Origin of the sequence: Streptomyces sp. W16 (genome assembly GCF_033194735.1) — a bacterium.
GTDB lineage: Bacteria > Actinomycetota > Actinomycetes > Streptomycetales > Streptomycetaceae > Streptomyces.
The window spans coordinates 1-4,230 of the sequence record NZ_JAWOAI010000700.1 but is presented as its reverse complement, the minus strand read 5'-3'; the positions used below and the strand labels follow the sequence as shown (position 1 = coordinate 4,230).

At 70.0% G+C, this 4,230-nt stretch carries 5 protein-coding genes; 4 read left to right on the top strand and 1 reads right to left on the bottom strand.

Going from position 1 to position 4,230, the window contains the following annotated elements; all coding sequences use genetic code 11:
• Positions 1 to 844 (bottom strand): COG1470 family protein (locus R6V09_RS47425; RefSeq protein WP_442810271.1); only part of this gene is annotated, 844 nt, incomplete at its 3' end.
• A gap of 282 nt (positions 845 to 1,126) precedes the next feature.
• Between R6V09_RS47425 and R6V09_RS47420 the strand changes: the two genes are divergently transcribed.
• The 4 genes from R6V09_RS47420 to R6V09_RS47405 all read left to right on the top strand — a co-directional run bounded on the left by R6V09_RS47420 (position 1,127) and on the right by R6V09_RS47405 (position 3,892).
• The gene (locus R6V09_RS47420; RefSeq protein ID WP_317887658.1) at positions 1,127 to 2,719 is read left to right on the top strand and encodes a phage tail sheath family protein; all 1,593 of its coding nucleotides are present in this window, start codon (positions 1,127 to 1,129) and stop codon (positions 2,717 to 2,719) included.
• A gap of 65 nt (positions 2,720 to 2,784) precedes the next feature.
• Positions 2,785 to 3,228, top strand: coding sequence for a phage tail protein (locus R6V09_RS47415; RefSeq protein WP_019063375.1), 444 nt, complete (start codon positions 2,785 to 2,787; stop codon positions 3,226 to 3,228).
• Positions 3,228 to 3,737: a hypothetical protein gene (locus R6V09_RS47410; protein WP_317887657.1), complete on the top strand. Its 510-nt coding sequence runs from the start codon at positions 3,228 to 3,230 to the stop codon at positions 3,735 to 3,737. The genes R6V09_RS47415 and R6V09_RS47410 overlap by 1 nt, the downstream gene beginning before the upstream one ends.
• A complete protein-coding gene (locus R6V09_RS47405) occupies positions 3,734 to 3,892 on the top strand; it encodes a DUF6760 family protein (RefSeq protein ID WP_200716683.1) in 159 nt (52 codons plus the stop codon). The genes R6V09_RS47410 and R6V09_RS47405 overlap by 4 nt, the downstream gene beginning before the upstream one ends.
• Positions 3,893 to 4,230 lie beyond the last annotated feature (338 nt).

Genomic DNA, 4,230 nt, shown 5'->3' with positions numbered 1-4,230 from the left:
CACTCGTCGCGGCGGCGGCCGACGGCGGGGGAGCGGCGCTCAGCGTGGGGCTGGGCGCGAGCGTGCTGACGCCCGCGTCCTTGAGCTGCTCGGTGGCGGAGGTCTTCACCTGCGGCTTGTACGCGATCCACAGCATCAGGAAGGTGAGCGCGAGCGCGAGGACGGCCCCGAGGAAGGTGGCGAGCCAGCGCGGCAGGAACCCGCGCTGGAGGTAAGTCCCTTCCACGGGAAGGGGATTGGCGCCGGACCGCAGCACGCTCAGCGTGTACGGCCGCTGCTCCTTCGGCCCGAACCAGATGATCTTCCGGGGCTTCAGGGACGCCTTGACGAACGCGGCCCGGCCGGGCTCGATCTGCACATTGCCCGGATGGATGTCGTACGACAGCTGGTCGCCGTTGTCGTTGCCGCTGATCGACGCCGTCAGCTTGGTGTTGCCGAGGTTGTCCACGGCCAGCCGGGGCCGGCCCCGGAACCGTCCCTTGACCGTCGGCGGCACCAGCTCCGCCCGCACCTCGGTGAACGGGGTGATCGTCAGGTTGCCCTCGGGGACGGTGACCGCCTCCGGGTGCTCGGTCGGCGTGATGCGGACCGCGTAGGGGTTCGGGCCGGCCGCCGCGTCCGGGGTGCGGGGCGGCGCGAACGTCAGGTCGACCGTGCCCGTCGTGCCCGGGTAGAGCCGCAGCGTCTGCGGCTCCACGGTGGTCCAGGGCGCGATGCTCCCGACCGGCTCGAAGCGGTACTCGTCCACGACGTCGCCGGTGTTGCGCAGCCGCAGCCGCACTCGGGTACTGCTACCGGGATCGACGGTCGCGGACGCGGGCTCCAGGGAGGTCCACAGACTCATGCGCCGACGCTACGACAGCTGGTGAGGGAACGTCAGGAGCCGCCGGGGCAAGGGGGGTTGCCCAAAGGGGCGGCCTCGCAAACGCGGTCGCGGTCCCAGGGGTGAGGAGATCCGCCACGACGGGCCCGGAAGGGTACCGCCGGGCACGTCACGGCAGGAGCGCGTACTGCCCCTGAGGGCAAGGAAGTTGCCCCGAGGCAGGCACCCGAGGACGTTTCGGCGGCCGGGGCACGCGAGTGAGGCTTAAGAGCGTCTTATCTCGTATCCCGAGGAGAGCAGAGCATGCCGTCCTACCTGTCGCCCGGCGTCTACGTCGAGGAGGTGGCCAGCGGCTCGCGCCCCATCGAGGGAGTGGGCACCTCGGTGGCGGCCTTCGTGGGTCTGGCCCCGACCGGTCCGCTGAACGAGCCGACCCTGGTGACCAACTGGACGCAGTACGTGGCTGCCTTCGGTGAGTTCACCGACGGGTACTACCTCGCCCACTCCGTCTACGGCTTCTTCAACAACGGCGGTTCGGCCGCCTACGTCGTCCGCGTCGGCGGCACCGCCGAGGGCACCTCGGCCGAGAGCAAGTCCCCTTCCGCCGTTGCCGGTTCGGCCGCTCCGGCCGCGCTGACGGCGGGCGAGCCGACCCAGCTCGGCACCTTCGCCGTGACGGCTCTGGCGCCCGGCGACCTGAGTGTCGAGGTGGCCGACGCCGAGGGCGAGGGACCCGCCGAACGCTTCCGGCTGATCGTCAAGGACGCGGGCAGGGACGTCGAGAGCTTCGACGTGACCGCCAAGAAGGGTGGCCGCAACTACGTCGTCACCCAGGTCAAGGAGCGCTCCAAGCTCATCACCGTGACCGAGGCCGCGCCCGCCGCGCAGCTGGCCCGCCCGGAGAACCAGACGGTCGCGCTCAGGGCGCCCGCCGCCGCCCCGGCCGCACCCGCCGTACCCGGCAAGGGAAGTGACACGGCGTCACATCCCGGTCCCGCCACCTACCTCGGCGACTCCGCCGACCGCACCGGCTTCGGCGGCCTGGAGGCCGTGGACGAGATCTCCATGGTCGCGGTCCCCGACCTGATGGCCGCCTACCAGCGTGGCGCGATCGACCTGGAGGCCGTCAAGGCCGTCCAGTTGGGCCTGATCGCACACTGCGAGCTGATGGGCGACCGGGTCGCGGTCATCGACCCGCCGCCGAGTCTGAACGCCCGTCAGATCCGTGTCTGGCGGCAGGAGACGGCCGGCTACGACTCCAAGTACGCGGCCCTGTACTACCCGTGGATCAAGACCTTCGACCCGTCCAGCGGACAGTCCCGGCTGATCCCGCCGAGCGGCCACATCGCCGGCATCTGGGCCCGCAACGACTCCGAGCGCGGTGTGCACAAGGCGCCCGCCAACGAGGTCGTACGCGGCGCCGTCGACCTCGAAACGCAGATCACCCGCGGCGAGCAGGACCTTCTCAACCCCATCGGCGTCAACTGCATCCGCGCCTTCCCGGGCCGCGGCATCCGCGTCTGGGGCGCCCGCACCATGTCCTCCGACCCGGCCTGGCGCTACCTCAACATCCGCCGGTACTTCAACTACCTGGAGGAGTCGATCCTGATCGGCACCCAGTGGGTGGTGTTCGAGCCGAACGACCACGCCCTGTGGGCGCGCATCCGGCGCAACATCTCGGCGTTCCTGGTCAACGAGTGGCGCAGCGGCGCCCTGTTCGGGCAGCGGCCGGAAGAGGCGTACTACGTCAAGTGCGACGAGGAGACCAACCCGCCGGAGTCGGTCGACGTCGGCCGGGTCGTCTGCGAGATCGGCATCGCGCCGGTCAAGCCGGCCGAGTTCGTGATCTTCCGACTGGCCCAGTTCTCCAGCGGCAGCGGGGAGTTGGAGGAGTAGGCGAGCCCGGCGCGCCCACCGCCACTCCAGGTAGTTCTCAACACCCTTAGAAGGACAGCGAATTCATGAGTCTCCAGCCGGGTGACGCCCTCACCTCACACAATTTCGGCCTGCAGATCGACGGCGTGATGGTCGAGTACCTCGCCGAGGTCAGCGGCCTGAGCATCGAGCAGGACGTCATCACCTACCAGCAGAACACCCCCAACGGCCAGAACGTGGTCAAGAACCTGCCGGGCGTGAAGAAGAACGGCACCTGCACCGTCATCCGCGGCATGACCCAGTCGGCCTCGTTCACCCAGTGGATCAACGAGTCGATCTCCGGCCAGATGACCACCGCCCGCAAGAACGCGTCGATCATCATGATGGACTTCCAGAACAACCCCGTGAAGCGCTACCACCTGCGCAACGCCTGGTGCAGCAAGATCGACGCGAGCACGGTGAAGGCGGGCGAGGCCGCCGCCCTCACCGAGTCCGTGACCATCGTGTTCGAAGAACTGGTCATCGAATAATGCGGCGTTCGGGAGCGGCGGCTGCGGCGACGGCCGCGCCGGGCGCGGGTACGGAGCCGGCGGCCGGGGTGGGTGCGGGGCCGATACCGGCTCCGGCCCAGACGGTCTCCGCTGCCGCCGCTCCGGCCGTACGGCAGACACTGCGGACCGAGTTCCCCTTCCAGCTGCCGCGCGGCTATGTCGACGAGTCCGGCACGGTCCACCAGGACGGTGTGATGCGACTGGCCACCGCACGCGACGAGTTGGTGCCGCTGCGGGACGTCCGGGTGCAGGAGAACCCGGCGTACCTGTCCGTGGTGCTGCTCGGCCGGGTGATCACCCGGCTGGGGTCGGTCCCCATGGTCCACGACGGGATCGTGGAGAACATGTTCGCCTCCGACCTCGCGTTCCTCCAGGACTTCTACCGCCAGATCAACGCGGAGGGCCACACCCGCGCGGCAGTTCAGTGCCCGCACTGCGCGGAACCCTTCGAGGTGGAGCTCGGCGGGAGCCGCCTGGGGGAATCGTGACGTACGCGACCGACCGGCTGCACGAGGAGATCGCGTACGTCGCCTACCACTTCCACTGGAGCCTGGAGGACATCCTGGACCTCGAACACCACGACCGCCGCCGCTACACCGGCGAGATCGCGTCCCTGGTGACGCGAGCCGGGGCGGAGGGCTGAGCGGTGGGGTTCTTGGACCGGTTGCGGGGTCAGGGGCACGAGCAACGCCGGGAGCGGGCCGAGGGGTCTGGGGCTGGTGGGGTGAGCGTGAGCCCTGACTCCGACTCCGACGGTTCTACGGGGTCTACGGGGTCTACGGGTCTTACGAGTCCGGGTTCTACGGGTTCTACGGGGCCTGCTGTGACGGTGGCCGCCTGGCCGGGGCTGGCGCCGATCCAGCGGGCCTCCGCGGTGGGCGGTACCGGGGTGGCCGACGCCGGGTTCGGCGCGCGCCTGCCCACGTGGCAGAACCCGTCCTTCACAGGTACGGGGTTCCGTGCGGTGCTGGACGCGGAGCG

Bases quoted from the DNA above. Each gene is read 5' to 3' on its own strand.
- R6V09_RS47420 (WP_317887658.1), top strand. From the start codon at position 1,127: ATGCCGTCCTACCTGTCGCCCGGCGTCTACGTCGAGGAGGTGGCCAGC.
- R6V09_RS47415 (WP_019063375.1), top strand. From the start codon at position 2,785: ATGAGTCTCCAGCCGGGTGACGCCCTCACCTCACACAATTTCGGCCTG.
- R6V09_RS47410 (WP_317887657.1), top strand. From the start codon at position 3,228: ATGCGGCGTTCGGGAGCGGCGGCTGCGGCGACGGCCGCGCCGGGCGCG.